23 protein-coding genes are annotated in these 26,221 nt (G+C 70.3%); 8 read left to right on the top strand and 15 right to left on the bottom strand.

Annotation, left to right across the window (positions count from 1 at the left end; genetic code table 11):
• Window positions 1–52: 52 nt before the first annotated feature.
• Window positions 53–4,306 (bottom strand): HAMP domain-containing protein, encoded by a 4,254-nt coding sequence (locus EJC51_RS44565; protein WP_126276335.1) that lies wholly within the window; start codon window positions 4,304–4,306, stop codon window positions 53–55.
• 261 nt (window positions 4,307–4,567) lie between these two features.
• Window positions 4,568–4,891: an STAS domain-containing protein gene (locus tag EJC51_RS44560; RefSeq protein ID WP_244363199.1), complete on the bottom strand. Its 324-nt coding sequence runs from the start codon at window positions 4,889–4,891 to the stop codon at window positions 4,568–4,570.
• A 188-nt stretch (window positions 4,892–5,079) separates the two neighbouring features.
• Here EJC51_RS44560 and EJC51_RS44555 point away from each other — a divergent pair, with 188 nt between their 5' ends.
• Window positions 5,080–5,574 (top strand): ATP-binding protein, encoded by a 495-nt coding sequence (locus EJC51_RS44555; RefSeq protein WP_425276828.1) that lies wholly within the window; start codon window positions 5,080–5,082, stop codon window positions 5,572–5,574.
• Window positions 5,575–5,804: 230 nt separating this feature from the next.
• Complete coding sequence (locus EJC51_RS44550; RefSeq protein ID WP_126276333.1) at window positions 5,805–6,302, top strand: MarR family winged helix-turn-helix transcriptional regulator; 498 nt, start codon at window positions 5,805–5,807, stop codon at window positions 6,300–6,302.
• 19 nt (window positions 6,303–6,321) lie between these two features.
• Here EJC51_RS44550 and EJC51_RS44545 read toward each other — a convergent pair whose 3' ends face one another.
• From EJC51_RS44545 to EJC51_RS44515, 7 genes are all read right to left on the bottom strand, one after another.
• Window positions 6,322–7,500: a PP2C family protein-serine/threonine phosphatase gene (locus EJC51_RS44545; RefSeq protein ID WP_126276332.1), complete on the bottom strand. Its 1,179-nt coding sequence runs from the start codon at window positions 7,498–7,500 to the stop codon at window positions 6,322–6,324.
• 95 nt (window positions 7,501–7,595) lie between these two features.
• Entirely contained in the window at window positions 7,596–9,335 is a 1,740-nt protein-coding gene (locus tag EJC51_RS44540) for a PP2C family protein-serine/threonine phosphatase (protein ID WP_126276331.1), read from the bottom strand.
• The gene (locus EJC51_RS44535; RefSeq protein WP_244363197.1) at window positions 9,332–10,441 is read right to left on the bottom strand and encodes an ATP-binding SpoIIE family protein phosphatase; all 1,110 of its coding nucleotides are present in this window, start codon (window positions 10,439–10,441) and stop codon (window positions 9,332–9,334) included. The genes EJC51_RS44540 and EJC51_RS44535 overlap by 4 nt, the downstream gene beginning before the upstream one ends.
• Entirely contained in the window at window positions 10,399–10,842 is a 444-nt protein-coding gene (locus EJC51_RS44530; protein WP_126277399.1) for an ATP-binding protein, read from the bottom strand. The genes EJC51_RS44535 and EJC51_RS44530 overlap by 43 nt, the downstream gene beginning before the upstream one ends.
• On the bottom strand, window positions 10,842–11,261 hold the full coding sequence (locus EJC51_RS44525) for an STAS domain-containing protein (protein WP_126276330.1): 420 nt from the start codon (window positions 11,259–11,261) through the stop codon (window positions 10,842–10,844). The genes EJC51_RS44530 and EJC51_RS44525 overlap by 1 nt, the downstream gene beginning before the upstream one ends.
• Complete coding sequence (locus tag EJC51_RS44520; RefSeq protein ID WP_126277398.1) at window positions 11,258–12,154, bottom strand: STAS domain-containing protein; 897 nt, start codon at window positions 12,152–12,154, stop codon at window positions 11,258–11,260. Before EJC51_RS44520 ends, EJC51_RS44525 begins: the two co-directional genes overlap by 4 nt.
• Before the next feature lie 109 nt (window positions 12,155–12,263).
• A complete protein-coding gene (locus EJC51_RS44515; protein ID WP_126276329.1) occupies window positions 12,264–13,457 on the bottom strand; it encodes a PP2C family protein-serine/threonine phosphatase in 1,194 nt (397 codons plus the stop codon).
• Window positions 13,458–13,655: 198 nt separating this feature from the next.
• On the opposite strand from EJC51_RS44515, the gene EJC51_RS44510 reads away from it, so the two are divergent.
• Both EJC51_RS44510 and EJC51_RS44505 read left to right on the top strand, forming a co-directional pair.
• Window positions 13,656–14,090: a MarR family winged helix-turn-helix transcriptional regulator gene (locus EJC51_RS44510; protein WP_126276328.1), complete on the top strand. Its 435-nt coding sequence runs from the start codon at window positions 13,656–13,658 to the stop codon at window positions 14,088–14,090.
• Window positions 14,091–14,564: 474 nt separating this feature from the next.
• Complete coding sequence (locus EJC51_RS44505) at window positions 14,565–15,389, top strand: RNA polymerase sigma factor SigF (protein ID WP_244363191.1); 825 nt, start codon at window positions 14,565–14,567, stop codon at window positions 15,387–15,389.
• A 136-nt stretch (window positions 15,390–15,525) separates the two neighbouring features.
• Here EJC51_RS44505 and EJC51_RS44500 read toward each other — a convergent pair whose 3' ends face one another.
• On the bottom strand, window positions 15,526–16,956 hold the full coding sequence (locus EJC51_RS44500) for a glycoside hydrolase family 43 protein (RefSeq protein WP_126276326.1): 1,431 nt from the start codon (window positions 16,954–16,956) through the stop codon (window positions 15,526–15,528).
• A gap of 626 nt (window positions 16,957–17,582) precedes the next feature.
• Between EJC51_RS44500 and EJC51_RS44495 the strand changes: the two genes are divergently transcribed.
• On the top strand, window positions 17,583–19,172 hold the full coding sequence (locus tag EJC51_RS44495; protein WP_126276325.1) for a sigma-70 family RNA polymerase sigma factor: 1,590 nt from the start codon (window positions 17,583–17,585) through the stop codon (window positions 19,170–19,172).
• A 187-nt stretch (window positions 19,173–19,359) separates the two neighbouring features.
• Here EJC51_RS44495 and EJC51_RS44490 read toward each other — a convergent pair whose 3' ends face one another.
• Both EJC51_RS44490 and EJC51_RS44485 read right to left on the bottom strand, forming a co-directional pair.
• The gene (locus EJC51_RS44490) at window positions 19,360–20,721 is read right to left on the bottom strand and encodes a hypothetical protein (protein WP_126276324.1); all 1,362 of its coding nucleotides are present in this window, start codon (window positions 20,719–20,721) and stop codon (window positions 19,360–19,362) included.
• Window positions 20,722–20,900: 179 nt separating this feature from the next.
• On the bottom strand, window positions 20,901–21,500 hold the full coding sequence (locus tag EJC51_RS44485) for a TetR/AcrR family transcriptional regulator (protein ID WP_126276323.1): 600 nt from the start codon (window positions 21,498–21,500) through the stop codon (window positions 20,901–20,903).
• Between the two features lie 102 nt (window positions 21,501–21,602).
• Here EJC51_RS44485 and EJC51_RS44480 point away from each other — a divergent pair, with 102 nt between their 5' ends.
• Complete coding sequence (locus tag EJC51_RS44480; RefSeq protein ID WP_126276322.1) at window positions 21,603–22,766, top strand: epoxide hydrolase family protein; 1,164 nt, start codon at window positions 21,603–21,605, stop codon at window positions 22,764–22,766.
• A 99-nt stretch (window positions 22,767–22,865) separates the two neighbouring features.
• On the opposite strand, the gene EJC51_RS44475 is transcribed toward EJC51_RS44480, so the two are convergent.
• Entirely contained in the window at window positions 22,866–23,444 is a 579-nt protein-coding gene (locus tag EJC51_RS44475) for a TetR/AcrR family transcriptional regulator (protein ID WP_126276321.1), read from the bottom strand.
• A gap of 88 nt (window positions 23,445–23,532) precedes the next feature.
• Between EJC51_RS44475 and EJC51_RS44470 the strand changes: the two genes are divergently transcribed.
• On the top strand, window positions 23,533–24,414 hold the full coding sequence (locus EJC51_RS44470) for an SDR family oxidoreductase (RefSeq protein WP_126276320.1): 882 nt from the start codon (window positions 23,533–23,535) through the stop codon (window positions 24,412–24,414).
• Window positions 24,415–24,463: 49 nt separating this feature from the next.
• On the opposite strand, the gene EJC51_RS44465 is transcribed toward EJC51_RS44470, so the two are convergent.
• Window positions 24,464–24,814 carry a helix-turn-helix domain-containing protein gene (locus EJC51_RS44465; RefSeq protein WP_126276319.1) on the bottom strand — a complete coding sequence of 117 codons (351 nt, stop codon included), beginning with the start codon at window positions 24,812–24,814 and terminating at the stop codon, window positions 24,464–24,466.
• Window positions 24,815–25,231: 417 nt separating this feature from the next.
• Here EJC51_RS44465 and EJC51_RS44460 point away from each other — a divergent pair, with 417 nt between their 5' ends.
• Complete coding sequence (locus EJC51_RS44460; RefSeq protein ID WP_126276318.1) at window positions 25,232–25,606, top strand: hypothetical protein; 375 nt, start codon at window positions 25,232–25,234, stop codon at window positions 25,604–25,606.
• A gap of 218 nt (window positions 25,607–25,824) precedes the next feature.
• On the opposite strand, the gene EJC51_RS44455 is transcribed toward EJC51_RS44460, so the two are convergent.
• On the bottom strand, window positions 25,825–26,205 hold the full coding sequence (locus EJC51_RS44455; protein WP_126276317.1) for an NUDIX hydrolase: 381 nt from the start codon (window positions 26,203–26,205) through the stop codon (window positions 25,825–25,827).
• Window positions 26,206–26,221 lie beyond the last annotated feature (16 nt).

The raw sequence follows: 26,221 nt of genomic DNA, 5'->3' as shown, positions 1-26,221 counted from the left end.
CGTCCGGGGAGGGCGGAGGGCCCGCGGGGGCTTGCGACGGCGTGGTCCTCCCTCATGCGGGCAGCCAGCGCCGGACGCGGCCGATGAGGTCGTCGGCGTCGACGGGCTTGGTGACGTAGTCGTTGGCGCCCGAGGCGAGGCTCTTCTCCTGATCGCCCGGCATGGCCTTCGCGGTGACGGCGATGATGGGCAGATCGGCGTACTGGGGCATCTGCCGGATCTCCGCGGTGGCGGCGTAGCCGTCCAGTTCCGGCATCATCACGTCCATCAGCACCAGGGAGATCTCGGGGTGGGCGAGCAGCATCTCGATGCCCTTGCGGCCGTTGTCGGCGTGCAGGACCTGGAAGCCGTGCAGTTCCAGCACTCCGCTGAGGGCGAAGAGGTTGCGCGCGTCGTCGTCGACGACGAGGACGGTGCGGCCGAGGAAGGAGTCGTCCATCACCGGTGGCAGGGCCTGCTGGGGCTCCTCGGCGCGCACGAGCGGCAGCACGTCACCGGGTTCCTCGGCGGAGAGGTGCAGGGTGATCTGTTCGCGCAGTTCGTCCAGGCTGGACAGGAAGACCAGGGGACGGCCGCCCGCGCGGGCGCGCAGGGACTTCTCCCACGCCAGGTCGACCCGCTGGCTGGTGTGGACGAGCACGGGCACGCTGATCAGCGCCGAGTCGCCCTGCATGGCTTCCAGCAGGTGTGCGCCCTCCTCGTCGGGCATGCCGAGTTCCAGTACGACGCAGTGGCAGGGCTCGGCGGCGAGCGCCGCGGCCGCCTCCTGGGCGCCGACGGCGGTGATGATGTCGACCGCTCCGCGCGCGTCGTCGGGGTTGTGCGCGATGTCCGCGGCGGCGCGTTCGGCGACCAGCGTGAGCAGTCCGCGCAGCCGCTCCTCCACCACGAGCAGGCGACGCCTGCGGTGTTCGGGCGCCACCAGGGAACCGGCCGGCGCCTCGGCGGAGGCGGCGTCGTCCAGCTGTTCCGGTGACCGGGCGCTGCCGAGCACGTCCTCGAAGTCGGCGCGGGCCACGGGCAGGTAGAGCGTGAAGGTGCTGCCCTGTCCGGGGGTGCTGTCGACGGTGACGGCCCCGCCGAGCAGGTGCGCGATCTCCCGGGTGATCGACAGTCCCAGGCCGGTGCCACCGTACTTGCGGCTGGTGGTTCCGTCCGCCTGCTGGAACGCGCCGAAGATCGTCTCCAGTTGCTGCGGGGGAATGCCGATGCCGGTGTCCTTGACGCGGAAGGCGACGATCGGTCCGCCGCGCAGGACGCCCAGGGGCACCTCGCGGTCGGCGGCGGGTTCGATGCGCAGTTCCACGCTGCCCTGCTCGGTGAACTTGACCGCGTTCGACAGCAGGTTGCGCAGGATCTGGCGCAGCCGGGAGTCGTCGGTGAGCAGGTCGGCGGGGGTGCCCGGTGCGGTGGCCACCGTGAAGTCGAGGCTCTTCTGGGTCGTCATCGGGCGGAACGTCGCTTCGACGTACTCCAGGAGTTTGCGCAGCGGGACGCGTTCGGGGGCGACGTCCATCTTGCCGGCCTCGACCTTCGACAGATCGAGGATGTCGTTGATGAGCTGTAGCAGGTCGGAGCCGGCCGAGTGGATGATGCCCGCGTACTCGACCTGCTTCTGGGTGAGGTTGCGTGAGGGGTTCTGGGCGAGCAACTGGGCCAGGATCAGCAGGCTGTTGAGCGGGGTGCGCAGTTCGTGGCTCATGTTGGCCAGGAACTCCGACTTGTACTTGGACGCCAGGGCCAGCTCCTGGGCGCGGGTCTCCAGTTCCTGGCGTGCCTGCTCGATCTCCAGGTTCTTGGCCTCGATGTCCCGGTTCTGCGAGGCCAGCAGGGAGGCCTTCTCCTCCAGTTCGGCGTTGGAGCGCTGCAGTTCGTCCTGCTGGGTCTGCAACTCCTCGGACCGCGACTGCAGTTCGGCGGTGAGCCGCTGGGACTCGTCCAGCAGCTCGTCGGTGCGGGCGTTGGCCACGATGGTGTTCAGATTGACGCCGATGGTGGGCATCAGCTGGGTCAGGAAGTCCTGGTGGATCTGGGTGAAGGGGATGACGGACGCCAGCTCGATGACGCCGAGGACCTGCTCCTCCACCACGATCGGCAGCACCACGAGGGCGCTGGGCACGGCCTGCCCGAGGCCGGAGGAGATGGTCACGTAGCCCGGCGGCAGATCGTCGACGGCGATGGCCCGCCGGCTGCGGGCGGCCTGCCCCACCAGCGAGCGCCCCACGGGGATGCGTACGGGCCGGTCGACGTCGTCGGGCCAGCCGTACGACCCCACCAGCCGCAGCTCGGGTCCGCTGTCGGTGTCCTCCGCCAGGTAGAAGGCGCCGTACTGGGCGGTGACGAGGGGCGTGAGCTCGTCCATGATCAGTTCGGCGACGACCGGCAGTTCCCGGTGGCCCTGCATCAGACCGGAGATGCGGGCGAGGTTGGTCTTGAGCCAGTCCTGCTCCTGGTTGGCCCGGGTGGTCTCGCGCAGGGACTCCACCATGGAGTTGATGTTGTCCTTGAGGTCGGCGACCTCGCCGGAGGCCTCCACCGTGATGGAGCGCGTGAGGTCGCCCTCGGCGACGGCACTGGTGACCTCGGCGATCGCCCGGACCTGCCGGGTGAGGTTCCCGGCCAGCTCGTTGACGTTCTCCGTCAGCCGCTTCCAGGTGCCCTCGACGCCTTCCACCTCGGCCTGACCGCCCAGCCGGCCCTCACTGCCCACCTCACGGGCGACGCGGGTGACCTCGGCGGCGAACGACGACAGCTGGTCGACCATCGTGTTGATGGTGGTCTTCAGCTCCAGGATCTCGCCGCGGGCGTCGACATCGATCTTCTTCGACAGATCGCCGTTGGCCACGGCCGTCGTCACCAGGGCGATGTTGCGGACCTGGCCGGTGAGGTTGTTGGCCATGGAGTTGACGTTGTCCGTCAGGTCCTTCCAGGTGCCGGCCACGTTCGGCACATGCGCCTGTCCCCCGAGCCGGCCCTCGGTGCCGACCTCGCGGGCCACCCGGGTGACCTCGTCGGCGAACGCGGACAGGGTGTCGACCATCGTGTTGATGACATCGGCCAGGGCGGCGACCTCGCCCTTGGCCTCAACGGTGATCTTCTGTGACAGGTCGCCGCGCGCGACGGCGGTGGCCACCTGGGCGATGGAACGGACCTGGCCGGTCAGGTTCGAGGCCATCACGTTGACGTTGTCCGTCAGGTCCTTCCAGGTCCCCGACACACCACGGACGATCGCCTGGCCGCCCAGATTGCCCTCGGTGCCGACCTCACGGGCCACCCGGGTGACCTCGTCGGCGAACGCCGACAACTGGTCGACCATCGTGTTGATGGTGTTCTTCAACTCCAGGATCTCGCCGCGCGCATCCACCGTGATCTTCTGCGACAGGTCGCCCTGCGCCACCGCGGTGGCCACCTGGGCGACGTTGCGGACCTGCGCGGTGAGGTTGCCTCCCATGAAGTTCACGGAGTCCGTGAGGTCCCGCCAGGTGCCCTTGACGCCCTTGACGTCGGCCTGGCCGCCCAGCCGGCCCTCGGTGCCGACCTCGCGCGCCACGCGGGTGACCTCGTCGGCGAACGCCGACAACTGGTCGACCATCGTGTTGATGGTGTTCTTCAACTCCAGGATCTCGCCGCGCGCATCCACCGTGATCTTCTGCGACAGGTCGCCCTGCGCCACCGCGGTCGTCACCTGGGCGACATTGCGGACCTGCGCGGTGAGGTTGCCGGCCATGAAGTTCACGGAGTCGGTCAGGTCCCGCCAGACACCGCCGACGCCGGGGACCTGGGCCTGGCCGCCCAGCCGGCCCTCACTGCCCACCTCGCGCGCCACCCGGGTGACCTCGTCGGCGAACGCCGACAGCTGGTCGACCATCGTGTTGACGGTCTCCTTCAGCTGGAGGATCTCGCCCCGGGCGGGCACGTCGATCTTCTGCGACAGATCTCCCTTGGCCACCGCGGTCGCCACCTGGGCGATGTCACGCACCTGGGTGGTGAGGTTGCCCGCCATGGCGTTGACGGAGTCGGTCAGGTCGGCCCAGGTGCCCGACACGCCCGGCACCTCGGCCTGGCCGCCCAGGGTGCCCTCGGTGCCCACTTCGCGGGCCACGCGCGTGACTTCGGAGGTGAACAGCGACAGCTGGTCCACCATGCCGTTGAAGACGGTGGCGATGTCACCGAGCAGGCCCTCGCCGTCGCCCGGCAGCCGGGTGCCGAAGTCACCGTCACGGACGGCGGTCAGTCCCGCCAGGAGTTGCCGTAGCTCCGGCTCCCCCGGGGACCGGTCCACGTCCTCGATCGTCTTGCCGGTCATGCGCACCCTCGTTCCGCTCCCCAAGAGCCCTCGCGCCGAGGACTCGGAACCGCGCCGGGCCGTGACCGGCCCCGCCACCGCCCGCATTTCCGCACTTCACCAACGCGCACGATGAAGAAATCCGGTGAAGGTTAACTCAGTTGTCGCGTGACAACCAAAGGCGGCCCGGAGACTTCCGAGTGCCCGCATCCCGTGCCACGAAAACGGCATGACCGAGCCTGATCCGGGCACCCGAAGGGGTTTGCCTCCGCGGACAACGCATCATGGCGCGAGCGCCTCGTCGAGGTTCGGGTGACAGGTGACGATGAGATCGAGCCCGACCAGCTGCACCGTGCGCAGCACCGCGCCCCGAACGCCCACGAGCCGGAGCCAGCCCCCCGCCGCCACGGTGGCCTGATGGGCGGCGATCAGGGCGTTGACCCCGCTGGAGTCCATGAACGCCACCTGGGTCAGATCGACGACGACCCGGGGCGCGGTGCTGACGTCCGCCGGCGGCAGGGCCCCGCTCAGCGCGCCCACGCTGTGGTGGTCCACCTCGCCGTCCAGGCTGAGCACCGTGACGCCGTCGGCGTCGGTCCTGGTCACGGACAGACGGCCGTGACCCGCTGCTTTCTGGTTGTCTGCCACTCGCGTCCTCTGCATGCTCGGTCGGACCGGGACACGCCTTCGTTGCCAACGCTGCCCCGTCACCGGGTGCACGATGCCTGTCGGCGGACTCGTTCGTGAAGGTGTCGCCAGGACTGAGACGGGAAATCATGGGTAGGCGCGCGCTCATGAACGGGGTACCGCAGACCACCGTCCTGGAGCCTGTCCCGCGCAAGGAGTGTTCCTGGATGCCGGAAGAAGCGCCGGTCGAGACGGCCCTGGCCCTGGACGGGGCGGCCGGCTGCATCGCCGACGCGAGGGCCAGGACGGCCGAGTTCCTGGCACGGGCGCAGTCCGACCACGGTCTGCCGGTGTCGGCACGCGCCCTGGAGCTGGCGCAGCTGGTGGTCAGCGAGCTGGTCACCAACGCCCTGAAGTACGCGCCCGGGCCGGTCATGCTGGAGCTGCGCGCCGCGGGAGACTGGCTGGAGATCACGGTGTGGGACACCGAGCCGGCTCTTCCGGCGGCGCGCGGGGCCGATGTCGGCAGAGTCGGGCAGCACGGACTGGAGATCGTCATGGCGGTCGCCGACGGCTTCGAGGCGCATCGGGAGCCCGTCGGCAAACGGATCACCGCACGGCTCACGCTGCTCGACCCTCCCGGGCCGGGCCTCGGCGGCTGACACGGCTCCCAAGCCCCGCCGACGGGTGCGTCCGGGCAGGTCAGCGCGGTGCGCGGCGGCGTCGTGCGTAGGTTCCGTACGACGAGCACTGCCGGGCGGGACCGTTCGCCCGTCCGACAGGCGTCCCTACGATGGCTCGGGTGCGGTGCTTGCCGGGCGACGCTTCGGGTACCGCGTTGGGATGAGGGTGGTGTTCGTATGCGCACGCGCTTGCTGAAGGCTATGGGGTCGTGAGTCGGCTCGGCGGCTTCGGGTACGACCGGCCGGGCGGCCCGGGCGAGAAGGCTCTTTCCCTGGCACGGGAGATGTCCGATGCCGTGGACGGGCTGGCGCACCTGTGGTCGACGGCCGGGCAGGAGGCGAGCATGCGGCTGTCGGCGCACCAGCTGCGGGCCCTGCGCATTCTGGAGTCGGGTCCGGGGCTCAACCTCACCGCCCTGGCGGAGGGCATGGAGATAGGGCTGCCGACCGCGAGCCGGCTGTGCGACCGGCTGGAGGCGGCCGGTCTGCTGGAGCGTGTGCTGCACCCGCACAAGCGGCGCGAGGTGCAGCTCCACCTCACCGGTCACGGCCGGCAGGTACTGGGCGAGGTGGCCGTGCACAGGTCGCATGCGCTCGCCGTGGTCCTCGCGGCGATGGAACCGGCCGAACGTGAGGCGCTGATCCGGGGCATGCGCGCCTTCCTGTCCGCACAAGAAGGCCGACGGGGCGGCACCGCCGACTCCTGAGGCCCCGCCCGCGGCCCGGTCAGCCGGATCGGCCGTGCCAGTCCAGGCAGACGACAGCCGCGTCGGCCGCCAGCTCGCTGCTGCCGTGGTGCTCGATCAGCCCGGCGACGACCGCGCGGGCCACCTCGTGCGGCTCGACGGCACGGGTCGCGCCCAGGACCTGGCGCAGCACCCGCTCACCGAAGACATCGCCCGCGGCGGAGCGGGTGGCGTGCACACCGGTGCTGACCACGAGAAGACGGTCGCCGGGCTCGACGGTGAGCGTCTGCTCGTCGTAGAGGCTCTCCTCGAACATCCCCAGCGGGAGCTGTGCCTCCAGTTCGACCCGCTCGGTGTGCCCGGCGCGCTGGCGGAACAGCTGGGGCGATCCCGCGTCCACCGCGTGGACCGTGCCGGTGGCCAGGTCGAACTCCAGCAGCAGGGTGGAGGCGTACTTCTTCCCGCCGTACTGGGCGTACACGGCTTGGTCGGCCAGGCTCGCCTGGTCGGCGAGCGACACGCCGGCGCGGCGGGCGTTGCGCAGGGCGGCGACCGTGAGACTGGTCAGCAGCGATGCCTCGATGCCGTGCCCGGTGCCGTCGGTCACGGTGAGGACCAGGTGGTCGGCGTCCGCGGACCAGTCGAAGTTGTCGCCGCCGATGGCGTACGCGGGTTCCAGGTGGGCGCTGAGGGTGAACTCCTCGCGGGCGCAGCCGCGCCCCGGCAGCAGCTGCCACTGCATCTCGGCCGCCAGGGTGAGGCGGCGGGTGCGGCGGGCCAGGAGGAAGAGGTCGGTGTCACGCCCGGCGGTGGCGACCTCGTGGCCGAGTCCCGTCGCGAAGTCGGCGAGTTGCAGCACGATGTCCGGGGTGGCGGCGTCCGCCGGCAGCCGGACGGTCAGGACACCGACGCGGTCTCCTCGTACGGTGACCGGCAGATGCACCTGATGACCGGCGGGCGCGTCGACGACTTCGATCACCGGGCTCTGTTCGCGGAAGGCCCTGCCCTGCGGGCCGTCGTGGGCGGAGACCGGGGCGCCGGTGTCCGGCAGCTGGGACACCGGCTGAAGCACGGAGAGGCCGTAGTCGGCGAGGAGCAGGGTCACGTCCCGGGCTCCCACCCGCTCGGCGAGGACCCGGCGAGCGGTGGCGACCAACCGGTGCGGAGCAGCCGCACGCAGCCGGGCCTCCACGGAGGGAAGGGGTTCAGGGGCATTCACGGCATCCGCCCTCTCGCCTGGTGGCCTTCACGCTACCCGAGGGCCCGGTCCGCGGCAGGCTCACGCGGGAAGGGCCGGTGGCACGTATCCGCGCCTCACTGCCCGGCCGGTGGCACGGTGTGGCACAGCAGCAGGCAGATGTCGTCGTCGCGTTCGGAGTCGTGCAGGAGGGGCTTGAGCAGGGCGTCCGCCGCGGCCTGCGGGTCCTGCTCCAGTTCCGGACCGCTCAGGGTGCCCAGGGCACGGCCGAGGCGTGCTATGCCCGTGTCGATGCCGAGTGCCCGCCGCTCGACCAGGCCGTCGGTGTACAGCACGAGGGAGGACCCGACGGGCAGGTCGGCGCGGTGGTCGGTGTACACGAAGGGCATGGGGATGCCCAGCATCACGCCGGGCCGGGTCTCCAGAACCCGCACCGACCCGTCCGCGTCGCGCACCACCGCCGGGGGATGTCCGGCCGAGGCCCACACGACTTCCGGTTCGCCCGGCCGGAACCGGGCGATCATCGCGGTGGCGTACAGCTCCGGTTGCAGGTGGCCCAGCATGCGGTGCAGGCGGGTGAGGATCTCCGCGGGGCTGTCGGTCTCCACCGCGTAGGCGCGCAGCGCGGTGCGCAGCTGGCCCATGACGACGGCGGCGTGCAGTCCGTGGCCGGTGACGTCGCCTATGACGGCCAGCAGGCTGCCGTCGGGCTGAAGGAAGGCGTCGTACCAGTCCCCGCCGATGTTCAGGCCCCGGGTGGCGGGCAGGTAGCGCGCGGCCAGCAGCAGACCGGGCACCGTGGGCAGTTGGGTGAGCTGGGCGCGCTGGAGGGCCTCCGCGGTGTCGCGGTACTGCTCGTAGCGGCGGGCGTTGTCCAGGGCGACACCCACGCGGCGGGCGAGTTCGACCAGCATCACGCTGGTGTCCGGGTCGAACCGGGGACCGGGGGCGGTGAGGGTGAGGACGCCCAGCAGGCGCCGGGCCGTGAGCGGGATGGCCAGCAGCGGCCGGTCCGGGGACAGCGCGGACGGCGGGAGGTCGTCCACGCCGGGCAGCGCGCCGGGATGGGCGGCGGCGTGCTGCGGCCGGCCGGTGCGGGCGGCGGTCACCGCGGCCGCCGCGTGGTGCGGTACCGGCTGTGGACGGTCGTCGTCGGTGTGCTCCTGCTCGTCGTCGAAGAGCCAGACGTCGAGGTGTGCCGCGTAGTCCGGTACGAGCAGATCGGCCAGGCTGCGCAGGATGGCGGCCGGATTGAGGGACGCCGTGATGGCGGCGCTGGCGTCCGTGAGGAAGGTCAGCAGGCGCCGGGCCCGCTCGGCTTCGGCGCGGGCGGCCCGCTCGGCTTCGAGGAGCTCGCGCTGGGCCCGGGAAGCGGCTTCCAGGTCGGCGTGCAGGGCCAGGACGCCCTGGTTGGTCTGGTGCAGCTCCTCGCGGTGCAGGTGCAGCAGGCCTTCCTGTTCGTCGAGGAGGTTCAGGACGGCCGCGGTGTGCTCGTCGGCGTGCAGCAGGGCCGCCGTGAGCGGTGCGCCCGCGTCGAGGGTGGGCTCGGCCGGTCGGGGCAGCGGGCAGGACAGCGCGGGCTCGTCCGCGGAGTGCGGTGTCATCGAGCCGACCGGCCGCACGGTGACGTCGAGCCGTCCGGGCGCTTCCTCGGTGACCTGGTCGACACGCGGCAGGAGTTCCCAGTGGCCGTGCCGTTCGAGGCAGCGGCGCAGCAGCGCCGTGAGCGAGGTGAGGAAGCGGGCCCGTTCCAGCGGCGGCACTTCGGCGGCGGTGACGACGCGGTCGAGAGCGGCCCGGGCCTCGGCCGCGTCGGCGGCCGAGGCGATCTTCCAGACGGCTGGGTTCGCGGTCATGGACGTCCGTCCGGGTCGGGCGCGAGTACGGCCACAGTGGTGTCGTCGCGCAGCGGTCGCGCGGCGCTGCTGCCGTCACGCAGGACGACGGCGGCCGTCACGGCGGGGTCGTGGCCGAGCAGGCCGGCGTCCTGCGGGGGGATCCAGCGGCTGGGGAGTCCGTCGCTGTGCAGGATGAGCAGGCTGTCGGGCCGCCACGCGGATGCGTGGCGCGGGACCGTCGCAGGGAAGTGGGCGCCGACGATGCCGGGGTGCGAGACGAGGGGCCGCCACTCGCCGTCGCCCCGGAGCCGGGCGCCGATGTTGCCCACTCCGGCGAACGACAGCTGCTGTGTGTCCTCGTCGAGCTGGGCGATGCCGACGGCCGCGCCGCGGGTGCGGCGCAGGGCGGAGTGCAGGTGCCGCAGGATCTCGGCGGGCGGCAGGTCGGCTCGCCGGTGCAGTTCCGCCACGGCGGCGGTGGACGCCTCGGCGGCCTTCGCTCCGTGGCCGAGCCCGTCCGCGAGCATCAGGGTGATGTGGGAGCCGGAGCGCACCCAGGCGAAGGCGTCTCCGGAGTACTCGGCGTGGCCGAGGGGGGCGTTGATGCCGCCCGCCCGGGTGCCGGCGCCCGTGGGGGCCGGTCGTCGGCGGGACGGCACACGCGCCGCGGCGGGGCCCATCCGCGCCACGGCGATGGTGCCCTGCCCCTGGCGGCTGTGCAGGTCGAAGTCGTCGGCCAGGCGGCGGCAGGTTCCCAGGCCCGCGCCCAGCGAGGAGGCGACGGTGGTGTAGCCGTCCCGCAGGGCCGCCGCGACGTCGGCGATGCCCGGCCCGTGGTCGAGCGAGGTGATCTGCACCCGGTGCGCGGGATCGGCGAGGGTGGCGGCGGGCCCGGTCAGGTTGATCACGATGCGGCCGCCGCTGGCGTGTTTGACGAGGTTGGTCGCGAGTTCGGTGGCCACCAGCGCCGCGGCGGCCGTGGAGCGGGCGTCCAGTCCGGCCGCGGCACAGGCGCTCTCGGCCGCGACGCGGACGTCGCGGACCCGGGTGGTTTCGGGAACGGGAACGTCCCAGACCCTGCTCACCGCACCCCCGGGCGGGGCGCCGGAAAGCCGGACACCCATTCGGTGATGGTGACGGTGGTGCCCAAGCCGGGACGGGTGTCCAGGACGAAATCCTGGACGAGCCGCTTGGCACCGCTCAGACCCATGCCCAGTCCTCCGCCGGTGGTGTAGCCGTCGGTCAGGGCCAGATCGACGTCACGGATGCCCGGGCCGTTGTCGACGAAGGACAGCCGCAGCCCGCGGCGCGCCCCGTCCGCCGGCGTCGTGATCTCCACATGCCCTCCGCCGCCGTGGACGAGGGTGTTGCGGGCCAGCTCACTGGCCGCCGTCACCAGCTTCGTCTGCTGGACGAGGCCGAAGCCGAGGTCTGCGGCGCACTGCCGCACATGCTGGCGCAGCCAGGCGAGGTCGGCGTCCGACCCGATGGGCAGTCGTGTCGTCGGGGTGAGGGGAGCATGCATCACGCACCCTCTTCCGCGGTAGCGGGCCGGACCACGGAGGGAGCGCGGCCCAACAGGGCCAGGGCCCTGTCGATGTCCAGTGCCGTGTCCAGGCCGGGCAGGGTGAGGCCCAGCTCCACCAGCGTGATGGCCACGGCCGGGCGCATGCCGGCCAGGATCGTCCGGGTGGCCAGCAGACGGGCGCTCGCGGCGATCTCGGCCAGGATGCGACCGAGGAAGGAGTCGACGATCTCCACACCCGACAGGTCGATGACGACGCCGCCCACCGGCACCGGACTGTTCGCGATGCGCTGGGTGATGTCGTACTGGAGTTGTTCGGCCGCTCCGTCGTACAGGTCTCCCCGCAGGGTGACCAGGAGGATGTCTCCCAACGCCAGGACCGGCACGGGCTCCGGGTGGACGGCGGGGAAGTCGGTCACCGTGAATCCGCTCCGGCGGTCGGGCGGGCGGAGACGGCAATGCCCTGCTGGGTGAGCGCGTACGCCAGGGCGTCGGCGAGCCCGGCCCGGGTGAGGATCGAGCCGAGATCGATGCCGAGGTGGACGATGGTCTGCGCGATCGCGGGACGGATACCGGAGACGATGCACTCCGCGCCCATCAGCCGGGCCGCGGCGACCGTCTTCATCAGGTGCTGGGCGACGAGCGAGTCGACGGTCGGCACGCCGGTGATGTCGAGGATGGCGTACCGGGCCCGCCGCTCCACGATCGCCTCCAGCAGGCTCTCCATGACGATCTGGCTGCGCGAGCTGTCCAGGGTCCCGATCAGCGGTACGGCGACGACGCCTTCCCACAGTTCGATGACCGGGGTGGCCACCTCCAGCAGCTGCTGGCGCTGCCGGGCGATCAGTTCCTCGCCGGCGTTGATCGTCGTCTCCATGACCACCAGACGGAGCGTGCCCATCAGGACCGTCAGTTGCACCAGGCAGGCATGCATGCCCTCGTCGGCGGGATCGTCGAACTCGGCCCGCAGCAACGCAGCGACGGGGGCGCGCAGTCCGGCCACCTCGCGGGCGATCTGCGAGGGGGTGTACCCGGACTGGGTGCGGGCACTGGTCATGCGGCCCAGCTGGTCCCTGACCATGTCGAAGCCGGGGGCCTCGATGTCCTCCAGCCGGCCGGAGCGGGCCACCTCGGCCAGGGCCTCCGCCACCGCCCGGCCCGCCTCGACGGCCTCGTCCCGGGAGACGGTGAAGACGTTGCTGAACAGGGCGGCGTCCGCCCATCGATGGGCGATCTGCTCACGGCGTCGTTTGAGGAACTCACTGAGCTGCTCTGCCACTTCGGGGGCCGTGTCCTGCTCCACCACGTAGATCTTCTTCCTGTCGAGCGCCCCTGCGGCCGACCGTACGGCAAGCCACCAGAGAATTATTGCCGTATGGCAAACGTTAGCGCGGGGGCGCGGGGTCAACAACACACGATCGTCACAAGGAAAGTCCGGCGTCTCCTCCCCCGGCCGGACGGCCGCGCCAGTCCAGGCAGACGACGAGAGCGTCGTCGTCCGCAGCGGCCTCGCCGCGGTGGCCGGTCAGTTCCCGCAGGATCGCGCGCGGCACCTCGGCGGCGGGCAGCAGCCGGGTGGAGTGGATGGCGCGGGCCAGCGCCGCCTCGCCGTACGCCTCACCCTTGGGCGAAGCCACGGCGTGGACACCGTCGCTGACGAAGACCAGCCGGTCACCGGGCTCGACATGGAAGTCCTGTGCCACGTAGTCGGTCTCCTCGAACATGCCCAGGGGCAGCTGGGCGTCGAAGTGGATGCGCTCCACGGTGCCACCGCGCAGCCGCAGCAGTTGCGGGGAGCCCGCGTCCACGACGACGGCCCGTCCGGTGGACAGGTCGAAGTCGAACATGAGGACCGACAGATAGCAGCGCCCCCGGTAATGGGCGTACACGGCCTGGTCCGCCAGGGCTGCCTGGTCGGCGATGGGGATGCCGGCCCGCCGCGCGTTGCGCAGGGCGTTGATGGCCAGGTTGGTCAGCAGCGCCGCCTCTATGCCCTCACCCATGCCGTTGGTGACGTACAAGGTCAGCCGCTCGGCCGTGGCGGCCCAGTCGAAGTTGTCACCGAAGATGGCGTAGGCAGGCTCCAGCTGGGCGCCCAGGGCGAATTCCGGGCGGGTGCAGGCACAGCCCGGCAGCAGCTGCCACTGCATCTCGGCGGCCAGCGTGAGGCGGTCCTTGCGCCGGGCCTGCAAGTACAGATCGGTGTCCCGTTCGGCCACGACCACCTCGCGCCCCAGCACGTCGGCGATCTCCAGCAGTTCGGGCTCGCACTGCCGCGAGACCTCGCCCCCGTCGAGCGTCACCGACAGCACGCCGACCCGGTCGCCCCGCACGCTGACCGGCAGATGCAGACGCGTCCGCCCCTCCCCGAGGTCCTCGCGGTACGGCCGCTGCGAACCGAAAGCCCGGCCGGCCGGGCTGTTGTACAACGACACCGGTTCCAGGACGTGCGGCAGGACCGAGACGGGCTGGAGCACGGTCAGTCCGTAGTCGGCCATGAACAGCTCGACATCCTCCGCGCCGTACTGTTCGAGCAGTGCGGCGCGGAGAGCGTCGAGCAACGCATGGGGCGCCGCCGTGCGCAGTGCGCGCTCAGCGGCCACAAATCTGTTCACGATGGAAAACACACCTATCTGTTGCCGGAGGCCGCGGGCTCCACAGGACAGCGAACTCGCTCGTCCCGGCCTCGACCGCCGCCCAATGCCTCAATGGCCCGTCCGCGCACCTAGTACGCTGACGGGCATCCCAGTGCCTGCGAAAGTGTGACTGTGACTGCCTTCCGCCCCCGCCCGGAGCCCGACGAGGTCGCTCGTATGACCTCCACGGCCGGCGAACTGCTGGAAGTGCTGTGGGGCCGCGCCTCGACCGCCCCCGCTTCCGCGTCCCAACTGCGTGTGCTGTTCGTCCTGGAACACAACGACGGCATCAACCTGCGCACTCTCACCGACCACCTTGCCTCCACACCGCCTTCGACCAGTCGCCTGTGCGACCGACTGCAGGCCGCGGGCTTCGTGGAGCGCGTGGTGAGTCCGGCCAACCGGCGGGAGGTGCGGCTGCACCTCAGCAGCCGGGGGCGGGCCTTCCTCGTCGACCTGCGCGCGCGCCGGGAGCAGGTGCTGCGGGCGGTGCTCGACCAGATGCCCGCCGCCAAACGGACCGCACTGATGGAGGGGCTGGACGCGTTCTGCGAAGCCGCGGCCCTGCAGATGCACGACGACGCCGAGTCGCCCGACAGCCGGACCGCCTGAGCGGTCCGCCGTGGCACCGGGCCTCGCGTCGCGCACGGGTCCCGAGGATCAGTGCACGGAGCTTCCCCCGCCCACCGGAACATTCAAGATCCTTCCCCATGCGCGTCCGACACCGCTACTTTGTTGCCTGCCGACTATAGTTGTCAAATGGCAAGTGTCGGTCGGTGGTCTGCCTTGATCGGAGTTCTGTCCTGCCATGTGGGACCGAGTACCCCGACGGCCGCGACCTAGGGCTGTGGCGAAGGTCTCGTGAAGACCGCGTTCACCCGTCATGCACCGCCCGGACCGTGTCTCACCCGCGACGATGTGGCCCCCTCGCGGCAGTCGGCACCCGGCCGGTTCTGTCCGACGGACGACGACGAGGGGCATGAAGAGCCCGAGGCCGGGTAAACGCGCCCCGACAAGACGTCCTGCCCCAACAGGGGCAGGCTGTGAGACCAGGGGAAGGCTGACACTGTGACGACACGCGTGCACGTGACGACGGAAGCTGCCGCAGAGCTGCCGCACATCACCGAACCGCGAAAGGTCGCCCCACAGGACGCCCGAGAGCTGACCAGGCTCTTTCTCGACCAACTGGCCACACTGGAAGAAGGAACCCCCGAGCACCAGTACGCCCGCAACACCCTTATCGAGATGAACATGTCGCTGGTGCGCTTCGCGGCCAAGCGCTTCCGCAGCAGCGGCCAGGACATGGAAGACGTCATACAGGTCGGCACCATCGGGTTGATCAAGGCCATCGACCGGTTCGAAGTCTCCCGCGACGTGCAGTTCACCAGCTTCTCGGTCCCCTACATCGTCGGGGAAATCAAACGGTTCTTCCGGGACACCTCCTGGTCGGTCCATGTCCCCCGCCGCCTCCAGGAGGCCCGCTCCGAACTCGCCAAGGCCGTCGACGAACTCGGGTCACGTCTCGGCCGCGCCCCCAAGGTCTCCGAACTCGCCGAGCTGATGTGCCTGACCGAGGACGAGGTCATCGAGGCCCAGATCGCCGCCAACGGCTACACGTCCGCGTCCCTCGACGCCGCCGTGGGCAACGACCCCGACGAAGAGAACGCGACGCTCGCCCACTTCGTCGGCCAGGAGGAACCCGACTTCGCCCTCGTCGAGGACTTCCACGCCCTCGCGCCCCTCATCAGCGACCTCAGTGAACGGGACCGCCGCATCCTGCATCTGCGCTTCGTCGAGGAACTCACCCAGGCGCAGATCGGTGAGCGCCTGAACATCTCCCAGATGCACGTCTCCCGCCTGATCACACGCATCCTGACGGGCCTGCGCAAGCAGATGCTCCACACCGACTGACACCCCAGCGGCGGGACGCTCGCGGTGGCGTTGGTACGGGAGTACCAGACCTTCCGGTTTCCCTGTGCCGACCGTCCAATGGAGGACAGGGCTGCCGGCGCCCTGGGCGAGCGTCGGCAGCCCTGTCCTTGTCAGGTCAGTTCGTCACGCGGAAGGTGGCGTCACTGCGGGCTGTCGCGGTGGTGATCGGGTCGAGGCGCAGTTCGTAGGCGTAGTGGCGGATGTAGCGGTCGGGGAAGTTGTACGACTGGAACGACGACCAGGTGGCGTCGGCGAGCCCGGCGACCTTGCGGAAGGTGGCGTCCGCGGCGAACTGGCTGCTGCCGTCGTTGCGGACCAGCTGGAAGTCGTAGTTGGCGTGGCGCAGGAAGTACCCGGGGTAGTTCACCGACTCGAACGAGACGGTGCCGGTGCCCGCCAGGCCGGGCCTGATCCGGAACTTGGCGTCGTCGCTGGTGACGTTCTGGTCGATGCGCACGTCGAAGTCGGCGTGCCGTACGTACCGGTCCTGGAAGTTGAACGACTGGAGCCGCTGGGCTGGGGTGTTGACGTAACGGGCGAGAACCCGGGCTTCCTCGGCGGCGGTGAGGTTCAGGATCGAGCCGTGACGCTTCTTGTTGACGCCCATGTCGTAGCTGCCCGATGCGGGGAGCTGGTAGGTGCCGACAGCGGAGGGGTCGGTCGTCGCGACCGGCATGTACCCGCCGCTGGAGGCGTACCGGTCGAGGTACAGAGTCCACTCGTCGCGGTCGCGGAACTTCATCCACATCGGGCCCTCCACCTGGGCGCCGGTCAGGCCGATGCCGGAGAGGTTGCCGAGGGTCGTCCAGGTACCGAGGATCGAGTTGCTGCCCTCGAGGGTGATCTGGCCGTCACCGGAGGCGCGTACGTAGCGGTAGTCGCCGACGCCGGCCGGCACTTCGACGATCTGCGTGTCGATGAGTTCCTGGGCGCCCGGGCGGTCGATGTAGGTCTGCGGGGTGGTGATGGTGCGGAAGTCGCTGGTGCGGGCGTAGAAGACGCGGTGCTTCGTCTTGCCGTTGAGGGGCACGTTCGTCGACCAGTACAGGACGTAGTCGTGGGTCTCGGGGTTCCAGATCGCCTCCGGCGCCCAGGCGTTGCGTCCGTCGGGGATCGCGCCGGCGACGTTGAGCAGCCACGGCTCCGACCAGTTGACGAGGTCCGTGGACTCCCACACCACGAGGTTGCGGCTGCCGTTGTTGATGGCGGCGTTCCAGTCCTGCCCGCAGCTGATGCACAGGTCGGTCGCGATGATCCAGTACTTGCTGCCGTCGGGCGAGCGCACCAGTGCGGGGTCGCGCACCCCCTTCGTGCCGATCGTGGAGCGCAGGATCGGAGCTCCACCGTTGAGGTCGTTCCAGTGCAGGCCGTCCGCGCTGTGCGCGAGGTACATCTGCTGACCGCCAGCCCCCTCACCGGTGAAGTGCAGCATCAGATAGCCCGGGTCGGCGGCGGCCGCCCGCTGAGGTGCGGCCAGGGATTGGGTGGTGAAGAAGAGGCCGACGGCGAGGAATACCGCCGCGAGCCGGGTGATCAGTCTTGCCATGTGCGTGTCCTGTCTCTGGTGCGGGTGCCGGGACGGGATGGAAGCGGGGTGCCGGACGCGTGACCACGGAAGCCGCCGGCTGGGTGCGGCAGTTGCGGCGGAACTGGCCAGCGGATTCAGCAGCGTGGCGGTGGCTGGCCGCGCCACGGCAGGGGCCTCCCCCGTCGCGGCCGTCGCGCCGTCGGCGAGGACGGTCTGTCCCTTCGTCTCGGCGAAGGGCCCGCGGACGATCGGTTCACGTCGGCGGAGGCGGGAACAGCGCTCATGAGTGAGACATCCTTGTTTCACGTCGCGGAGCGGAAGCGGGGGCATTGAGAAGGGGGCGGCCAGACCCATCTCGTTCGACATCTCGTACATTGTTCGTGAATTCGGCCAAAAGTTAGAGCCAGGTAAAAGCGAGTGTCAAGAGGGGTGGAAGCAGCAAAGCAGGTCGCCTCCCTTCCATGCCCTGCGCGGGATCGTGCACATCAGGAGACGCGTCCGCGCGTCGCGGATAACGGAAAACCCGGAACGGACGAGAACATGCGGCGGCATCCGGGCGGCGACCCGACACGCGTCCTCCGGATTCACTCCTGGCACACTGTCGCCTCGACACATCGGCAGGACCACGGAACGGGTGGGCAGGGGTGCGCTCGCGGAACAGGCAGGAACAACCGGACGTCGCCGTCGTCGAGGCGGCGCGGACCGGGGACGCGCAGGCCGCGGAACAACTGATACGGGACTGCCTGCCGTTGGTCTACAACATCGTCGGGCGGGCGCTGGACGGGCACAGCGATGTCGACGACGTGGTCCAGGAGACGATGGTGCGGGTCCTGGACGGGTTGCCAGGACTGGAGCAACCGGAGCGGTTCCGGTCCTGGCTCGTCGCCATCACCGTGCGACAGATCCGTGACCGGTGGCGCAGGGGGCGCACCTGGCTCGCCGCGGACCCCCTGGAGGAGAACGCCCATGAAGCGGACCCGCGGGCCGACTTCGCCGACCTGGCGATCCTTCGGCTCGCGCTGTCGGGCCAGCGGCGTGAAGCGGTGGAGGCGGCCCGCTGGCTGGAGGCCGAGGAACGCGAGGTACTCGCGCTGTGGTGGATGGAGAGCGCCGGTGAACTGACCCGCGGCGAGCTCTCGACGGCCTGCGGCCTCACTCCGCAGCACGCGGCGGTCCGGGTCCAGCGGGTCAAGGAGCGGCTGGAGACGGCGCGTACCGTCGTACGGGCCGTGACGGCCACGCCGCGCTGCCCGGACCTGGCCACCGTGCTCGCCTCGTGGGACGGGCGGCCGTCCGGACTGTGGCGCAAGCGGCTGGCACGCCATGTCCGCGACTGTCCGCAGTGTCTGTCGAGTTCGTCCGATCTGATACCGGCGGAGGGACTGCTGGCCGACCTCGCGCTGGTGCCGGTGCCGGTCGCCCTGACCGGCGTGGTGCTTGCCAGGGCGCTGGGGGAAGGCTCTGCCGGAGGGACCGCGAGCACGGGCGCACACACAGCGAGTGGTGCGAGCCGTGCGGCGCGGACGCTCGGCAAGCTGGCCGCCAAGCCCGCGGCAGCGGCAACCGCGGGTGCCGTCACGCTGGCGGCTGCCGGTGTGGCCTGGTATGCCGCCACGGGGTCGCACGAGCAGGGCGCCCGGCCCGCCGTTGTGGCCCCGCCAGCTCCCACCTCCTCATCCGGGTCTCCGCTCCCGAGACCGTCCGCCTCACCGACGGCGACGCCGAAACCGGTGCCGAAGTCGACACCGACGCCCGCATCGACGCCGACAGCCTCCCCAGCGACGAGGGCCGAAGCACGGATCTCGGGGCCGCACTCCCTGCGGTCGGTCGACACTCCCGGCGCCTACGTCACCCAGTCCGGCTCACTCGGCGTCCTCGGCCCGGTCGGCGCCGACAGCTCCACGTCCACCCGGCAGGCGGCCACCTTCACCTTCGTCCCCGGCCTGGCCGACCCCCGCTGCTACTCCCTCAGGGACGCCACGGGCAGGTACCTGCGGCACTACGCCTTCCGCATCCGGCTGGACGTCAACAACAATTCCGCCATCTTCCAGAAGGACGCCACCTTCTGCCCCCGTTCCGGTTCCACGGCCGGTTCGGTCGCCCTGGAGTCGTACAACTACCCCGGCCGCTACCTCCGCCACCGGGACAACCTCCAACTCTGGCTCGACCCTTCGGAGAACACGACCTCCAACCGGGCCAGCCGCTCCTTCGTCCTCGTGGCGCCCTGGACCTGACGCCGCTGGGGTCGGTGATGGCGGCGATGGGCACGCCGTGGTCGTCGGCGGACGGGGCGCGGTGCCCGGCCCGCTCCGCAACCTAGAGGACCCAGGATTCGTCGACGTGAGGATCACGCGGCAGCGCCGGCTGCTGCTGGGCATACGGGGCGTCGAACCGCTCCTCGCGCGTCACCCCGTACGGCCGTCAGAGGCCGGCCTCGGTGAGGATGCTGTCCATCTGGGCCCGCGTCAGCACGGAGTTGGCCGCTGCGTCGTCGGCGACGCTGGGTTCCGGGTCCGCCAGCAGCCGCTCCAGCAGTTCCGCGGTGACGTTGGGATGACGGGCCGCGCCCGCACGCAGGAACCCCTCCTCGAAGTCCGCGAACCGCCGCAGCACCGGCACGGGCAGCTCGGGGTCCTTCAGAGCGAGGACGCGCACCCGCGGATCCGGCTCGTCCACGAAGCCGCGCAGCGCCTGGCGCGGGAAGTTGGGGTGGTCCACCAGCAGCGGCCGGACATGGGAAACGTCGCCGTGGGCGCGGAGCAGCCGGACCAGGACCTGCGGCGGTGTGTCGGGGCGGCGGGCGGCGGCGCGGCGGACGGATACGTCGGGGTCGTCGTCCAGGCGCTGCCAGGCCTCGTCCGGCAGGTCCCGGCCGTCTGCCAGAACTCGGCGCATCACCGCGTGCGGGCAGTCGAGATAGCTCAACCGCTCGGCGAGCGGAGCGTCCCGGAGCCAGTCCGGCTCGTAGGAGGGCCAGTCAAGGGCGACAGCGGCGTCGACACCGCCGGCCGCCTTCTCGGCCTCGACCAGTGCGAGCAGCCGGTCCCGGGTCTCGGCGGTGACGTGGCGGCTGAAGGCCACCGCGATGCGCACAGACGGGTCCGCACTGTCCTGCAGTTGAACCACCATGTCGGCCGTCAGGTGCGGGTTGCGAGCCACTGCCTGCAACACGGTTTTGTCCGCGGTCTTCACAAGCCGCGCGAACTGATCCGACGTCAGCGGGAGAAAACGTGCGACGTTGGCTTGGACAGCCGGATCGGCGAGGCAGCGCGCGTACTGCTCAGGAGGAACCCCAGGGTGCTTGGCCCTGGTGGCCGCGGCCCGTACCCCTGGGTCCGGATCGGTGAGCAGCGCCAGTTGCACGGCCATCGGCCGGTCCCGCCAGGCCTCCGCGACGATCGCGCGCAGCTTGGGATCCGAGGCGGCAGCAAGTTCCGCCGGTGGCCGGCCGTAGGCCTCGACCAGATTTTCCATACCGGTCGACACCCCGCACTCCACCATGGTCCGGATGAAGTCGGCATGGGCATCGCGGATCGCCGGGTCGGGATGCTCGGCGATCCGGTGGCGCATCGCCGGGGAGATTCGGTCTCCGCGCAGGAGCACCGCCGAATCCCTGCCGCCGTGCGTCAGGAGGGCCTCGACCACTGCGTCCGGCAGCTGCCCCTTGCGCGTCTCCAGCCCGTGGCGCCCGGCCCTGTGCCTGGCCAGGCGCACCAGGACGTCCACCGGAGCGGCCAGGTTCCGCCCCAGCCCGGACAGCCGTGGCTGCTTGAGATGGACCATGCGCACACGCTAGCCGAGCCTCGGCAACGGCCCTCGCCAGGCCCACTCGCCCGCCGGCGGACCCGGCACTTCGCTAGGACACTGTGGTCATCGGCCGAGGACTGGCACGAGTATGAACAACGGGAGAGGGCGTCCCATGCGGTGTCGGGGCGATCTGCGGTCCGTTCGGGTGCTGCGGGTCAGGGCTGGTCGCCCGCGAGAGCGATGGCGCGTGTCTCGGGGACTCCCAGCATCAGCAGGCTCGTGATCGTCGCTGCTCGGGGGCCCAGGGTTCCGTTCGACCGGTCGCTGTCGGCGATGGCGAACACGACGCCGTAGGCGATCTGGCTGAGGGTGGCCGCCGGCAGGTGCTGTGCGAACACCCCGGCGTCCTGGCCCCGTTTCACGAGGTCGGCGAGGAGTTCGTCGACTGGCCCGAGCAGGGCGTGGATCGCCTCACCGTACTCGCCACGGCGCAGCGCCAGCAGTACTCGGTACCGGTGTGCCACCGGCCAGAGGCGGGCGATGAACTCGACCCACGCCGCGTCCGCTTCCGCGCCGGAGGCGTTGACATCGGCAAGTACGGCCGTCATCTCGGTGACGGCCCGTTCCGTAAGCGTCCGGACCAGGTCGAGGCGCGAGGGGAAATGGTCGTAGACCGTGCGACGGACGACGCCGGCAGCGGAGGCGATCTCGCCCATTCCGGCGTCGGGGTTCTCGCCGAGCAGATCGAGGGCGACGTCGAGGATGCGATCGCGTGTCTCGAGCATCGCGCGGACACGGGAGGACTCGGTGGGCACGGCGCCAGTATTGCACACGGGTGTACAGTGAAACTGGCTGTACACCCGTGTGCAGTGAAGAGTTGTGCTGCGCTTCGAGGCTCAGGAGATGAGAAGAAGGCCATGACCGCACCGACACCGCCTGCCGCGCCCCCCGTCCGCCCGTTCACCGCCTCGATCCCGGAATCGGACATCGCCGACCTCAAGCAGCGACTGGCCAGAACTCGCTGGCCGGATCCGGAAACGGTGGGCGACTGGTCGCAAGGGGTTCGCGTAGAGAACGCCAAGTCTCTGATCGACCACTGGCAGCGCGGCTACGACTGGCGGCGCCTGGAGGCCGAGCTCAACGGCTTCCCCCAGTTCCTGACCGAGATCGACGGGCTGGACATCCACTTCATCCACGTCAGGTCCAAGAACCCCCACGCGATGCCGCTGATACTCACGCACGGATGGCCGGGCTCGATCCTCGACTTCCTCAAGCTGATCGGCCCGCTGACCGATCCGGTTTCGTTCGGAGGCGACGCCACCGACGCATTCGACGTCGTCGTTCCGTCGCTCCCCGGGTTCGGATTCTCCCAGAAGCCCACGCGGACCGGGTGGACCGTATCGCGGATCGCCGGCGCGTGGGCGGAGCTGATGAGGCGTCTCGGCTACACGAAATGGGCCGCGCAGGGCGGCGATTGGGGCGCCGTCGTCACCACCGCCCTCGGGGCCATGCGGCCGGAGGGGCTCGCCGGAATCCATCTGAACACCCAGTACGCCTTTCCCGCACAGATACCTGACACCCTGACGCCCGAACAGCGCGACGCCGTGGACACCCTCGCCCTCTACCAGGGCGAGCTCGGCGGGTCGAACCACCTTCAGGGTACGAAGCCGGAGACGGTCGGGTTCGCCCTGGCCGACTCCCCCGCCGGCCAAGCAGCCTGGATCTACGAGAAGTTCCAGTCCAAGACCGACAACCACGGACTCGCCGAGGACGCCCTCGCCATCGACGACATGCTCGACGCGATATCCCTCTACTGGTTCACCAACAGCGCGGCGTCGTCCGCCCGCATCTACTGGGAGAACAGGACACTCACCTTCGCCGGCCCGAAAGTGACACTTCCGGTCGCGGTGACCGTCTTCCCGAGAGACATCCCACGCGTGCCGCGCAGCTGGATCGAAGACACCTACAGCAATCTGATCCACTACGCCGAGGCCGACAGGGGCGGGCACTTCGCGCCACTGGAGCAGCCCGAGATCCTGGTCAGCGAAATCCGTGCCGGCCTGCGCACCCTTCGTTCTTGACGCCAACGCAAGCCCAGCGGGCCATGATCGTGTCTTCCATCGTCGTGCCCGTTGGCCTGGCTGATCCGCTGCCCCGGATGGCCCTCAGAGGCTGCGAGGTCAGCCCAGCGACGCGCTCGCCGCGCGCAGTTCGTCCAGGGCCGCCAGGGTGTACCCGGCGAAGTCGTTCTGGTCGTCACGGTCGGCCTCGGCCCATTCGGCGTATCCCCGCTTGAAGGCGAGGACGCCCAGCTCGCCGGCGAGAGCCGCTGTCGGATCGGGTACGCCCCGGGCGACCAGGGCGGTTTTCATCGCGGCGGCGAGGCTTACGCTCTTGAGGGCGTCACGCTCCTGAAGCTCGGTGCTGGCGGCGACGGCCGCCTTCAGGCGAGGGGCGAACTCGCGGCTCTCGGGGACCATCATGCCCGCGGCGCGCACGAGACCGGCGGCGACCGCCTCCAGCGGGCTGGCGTCAGCGGGCGCGTCGGCGATCCCCTCACTCAGAAGTCGGCTGAGCGCCTCCTGTCCGGCCACCAACAGCTCGCGCTTGTCGGGGAAGTGCCGGAAGAAGGTGCTCTTGGTGACTCCGGCGCGCTCGGCGATCTGCGCGACTGTCGTGGCGTCGTATCCCTGCTCGGTGAACAGGTCGACAGCCGCTACGACGAGGCGTTCACGCGCGCCCGGTTCCCATCTGCCCATGGTCACCATCATAAGTGACGGGACTCTTGTCCCATCACTGCGGTAGAGTGATGGGACAAGAGTCCCATCACTTGCGGAGGAGATTCTCATGCGCGTCTTCGTCACCGGCGGCACCGGCCTGATCGGGTCCGCCGTCGTCGCCGACCTTCTCGGCAACGGCCACACAGTCCTTGCCCTCGCCCGCTCCGACGCATCCGTGCGGGCCGTCGAGGCGGCCGGCGCCGAGCCGTTGCGGGGATCGCTCTCCGACCTGGAGACCCTGCGCGCCGGTGTCGCCCGGACCGACGGGGTGATCCACCTGGCATTCAGCAACGACTTCAGCAGCCCCGACGCCCTCGCGCAGGGAATCAGGGAAGAGGGTGCCGCTCTGGCGGCCATGGGCGAGGAACTCCTCGGCAGTGACCGCCCCTTCGTCGCGGTCTCGGGTACGCCTTCCGTGCCTGGCCGCGTCTCCGTCGAGACCGACCCGGTGCCGACCGACGGGCCGGTCGGGGGCCGCGGTCGCGCGATCATGGCGGTGCTGGGCCTGGCGTCGCGCGGGGTGCGGAGCGCGACCGTCCGCCTGCCGCGCACCGTGCACAACGAGGGAAAGGGCGGCTTCGCCGGCCTGCTGACCGACATCGCACGGCGGACCGGTGTGTCCGGATACCCGGGTGACGGCACACACCGCTGGCCGGCCGTGCACGCGCTGGACGCGGCGGTCCTCTTCCGGCTCGCCCTGGAGCAGGCGGTGGCCGGCACGTCCTGGCACGCCGTGGCTGACGAGGGGGACCAAGTGCGCGACATCGCAGCCGTCATCGGCCGGCGGCTGGGTCTGCCGGTCAAGTCGGTCCCCACGGAGACGTACGGACCCCTCGGCCCGATCTTCGCGAACGACCAGCCCGCGTCCAGCGCCCACACCCGGCGGACGCTCGGCTGGGAGCCGAAGCACCCCAGCCTTCTGGAAGACCTGGAGAACATCGATTCCTGACGCTGCTCGTCAAGCCGCGAGAGCTGGGGCGGCATGACCTCTTGCGCGATCAGGCGGATTCAGACTCGACGCGGTCCGCTGATTCGCCTGCGGCGTGGCGGTAGGCGGCGTTGATGCGCTGCGCTTCCTCAAGCTGATCCTCGAGGATGACGATGCGGCACGCGGCCTCGATCGGCGTCCCCTTGTCGACGAGCTCCCGGGCGCGCGCCGCGATGCGCAGTTGATAACGGGAGTAGCGGCGGTGCCCTCCCTCCGAGCGCAGCGGAGTGATCAGACGCGCCTCACCGATGGCCCGCAGGAATGCCGGCGTCGTGCCGAGCATCTCGGCCGCCCGGCCCATCGTGTAGGCGGGGTAGTCGTCGTCGTCCAGATGATCATTCAGGGGGTTGTCCGATGCCATGCCACCTCACTGCTGCAACGTGTCGAGGGGCCCTGGTGCCGTACGGCACCAGGGCCCCGAAGGAAATTGAACACCATCTGTCGGCTCTACTTCCGTGCCGACCTTCTGTTGTCCGCTACCCGGCTCGGCAGAGGGGGGTGCGGGGGGATCTCATCTGCTCGACCGGGGACCACCATCCCTTCCGGGGTCTTGCGGTGCCCGGGCCGCGTGTTTGCCGGACCGGGCGATCCTGATGGCGTCGGTTCCTCCGTTCCTTCTTTGAACCACTGATCTCGTCGACCTTGTGTACTACAAGAATCATACCCACGCCAGGGGCAAAAATCTACTTCCACAAGAGCAGATTTCTCTGCCCGTCGCACGCAGCCACATCAGCCCCAGCTACGTCAGGTACGGGTGGGCCGCATAAGCTCTGCTGTCATGTCGAACCCTGATGAACTGCTCGTCGCCCTCTCCACCGCAGTGGAGAAGGGGGGAAGCAACCAGATGTCGCTGACCGTGGTCGTCGGTGGCGCCGTCATCACCGGCCGGCTGGCTCCCGAGGCAGTCTGGAGGGAGCGGGTGGCAGAGGTCCTCAAGGACTCCGACCGTCTCGGCCCCTTCGCGGACGTCTTCGCGCGAAGAGAGCGAGCAAACCACTCCGGCCGCACCGAGGCACCCACGCACCTGCACTTCCATCTCGCCCGGATCCTGCAGGGCACCCTCGGGATTCCGGAGACGGGCGGCATGTACCGCGTCGCGATCAAGGACGTCAGCGCATGGTCCATCGGAGATCTCATCCACTCCAACCAGTGAGATGCCCCTCCTCGCACGTCGCCACCGCCACGGCCTGAGGCTTCGTCAGGGCCGATAAGGGCTTGCCACCGCGACGCTCGGCGCCGTCGGAACCCGTAGATGCCCCCCTCGTCAGAGGGGGGCTTTGCCAACGGTGATTGCGGGCAGGTGACATGCAGGTTCGGGTTCGGCGAGGACGTTCGTCGATCCTTCAGCCCCCGGACGACCGGCCCCGACGCTTACACGGGTGTGTGGCCCTCCAAATAGACCCGCACCGTCTCGGAAAGCCCGGCATCGACCGCTTCCGCGAGCGAGGACCAGCGGACCTGCTCCGCCGCGAGCCGCGCGTTACCCGACGGGGTCTCGCTCAGCAGTTGGCACACCACGGCCCTCCGCCCGCCTGCCGCATCCGCTCCCCGCTGCGGCAGGGGCGTCGAACCGTCGACGAGGTAGCCGGTGAGCTCGTACACCACGCGCGCCGCGGTGGCCGACGCCGATTCGGCGGGTTCGGGGTCGCCCGAGGGCAAGGTCCAGCGGTCCTGCGCGTTCACCAGCAACACCCGGCCGTCGTAGAGCACGACCGCGTCCACCACGTCCTCGGTCGTCTGCTCCATCGTCATGACCCGCCCACCTCTT

It is taken from the genome of Streptomyces aquilus (assembly GCF_003955715.1).
Lineage (GTDB): Bacteria > Actinomycetota > Actinomycetes > Streptomycetales > Streptomycetaceae > Streptomyces > Streptomyces aquilus.
This window is presented reverse-complemented; position numbering and strand designations above follow the sequence as displayed.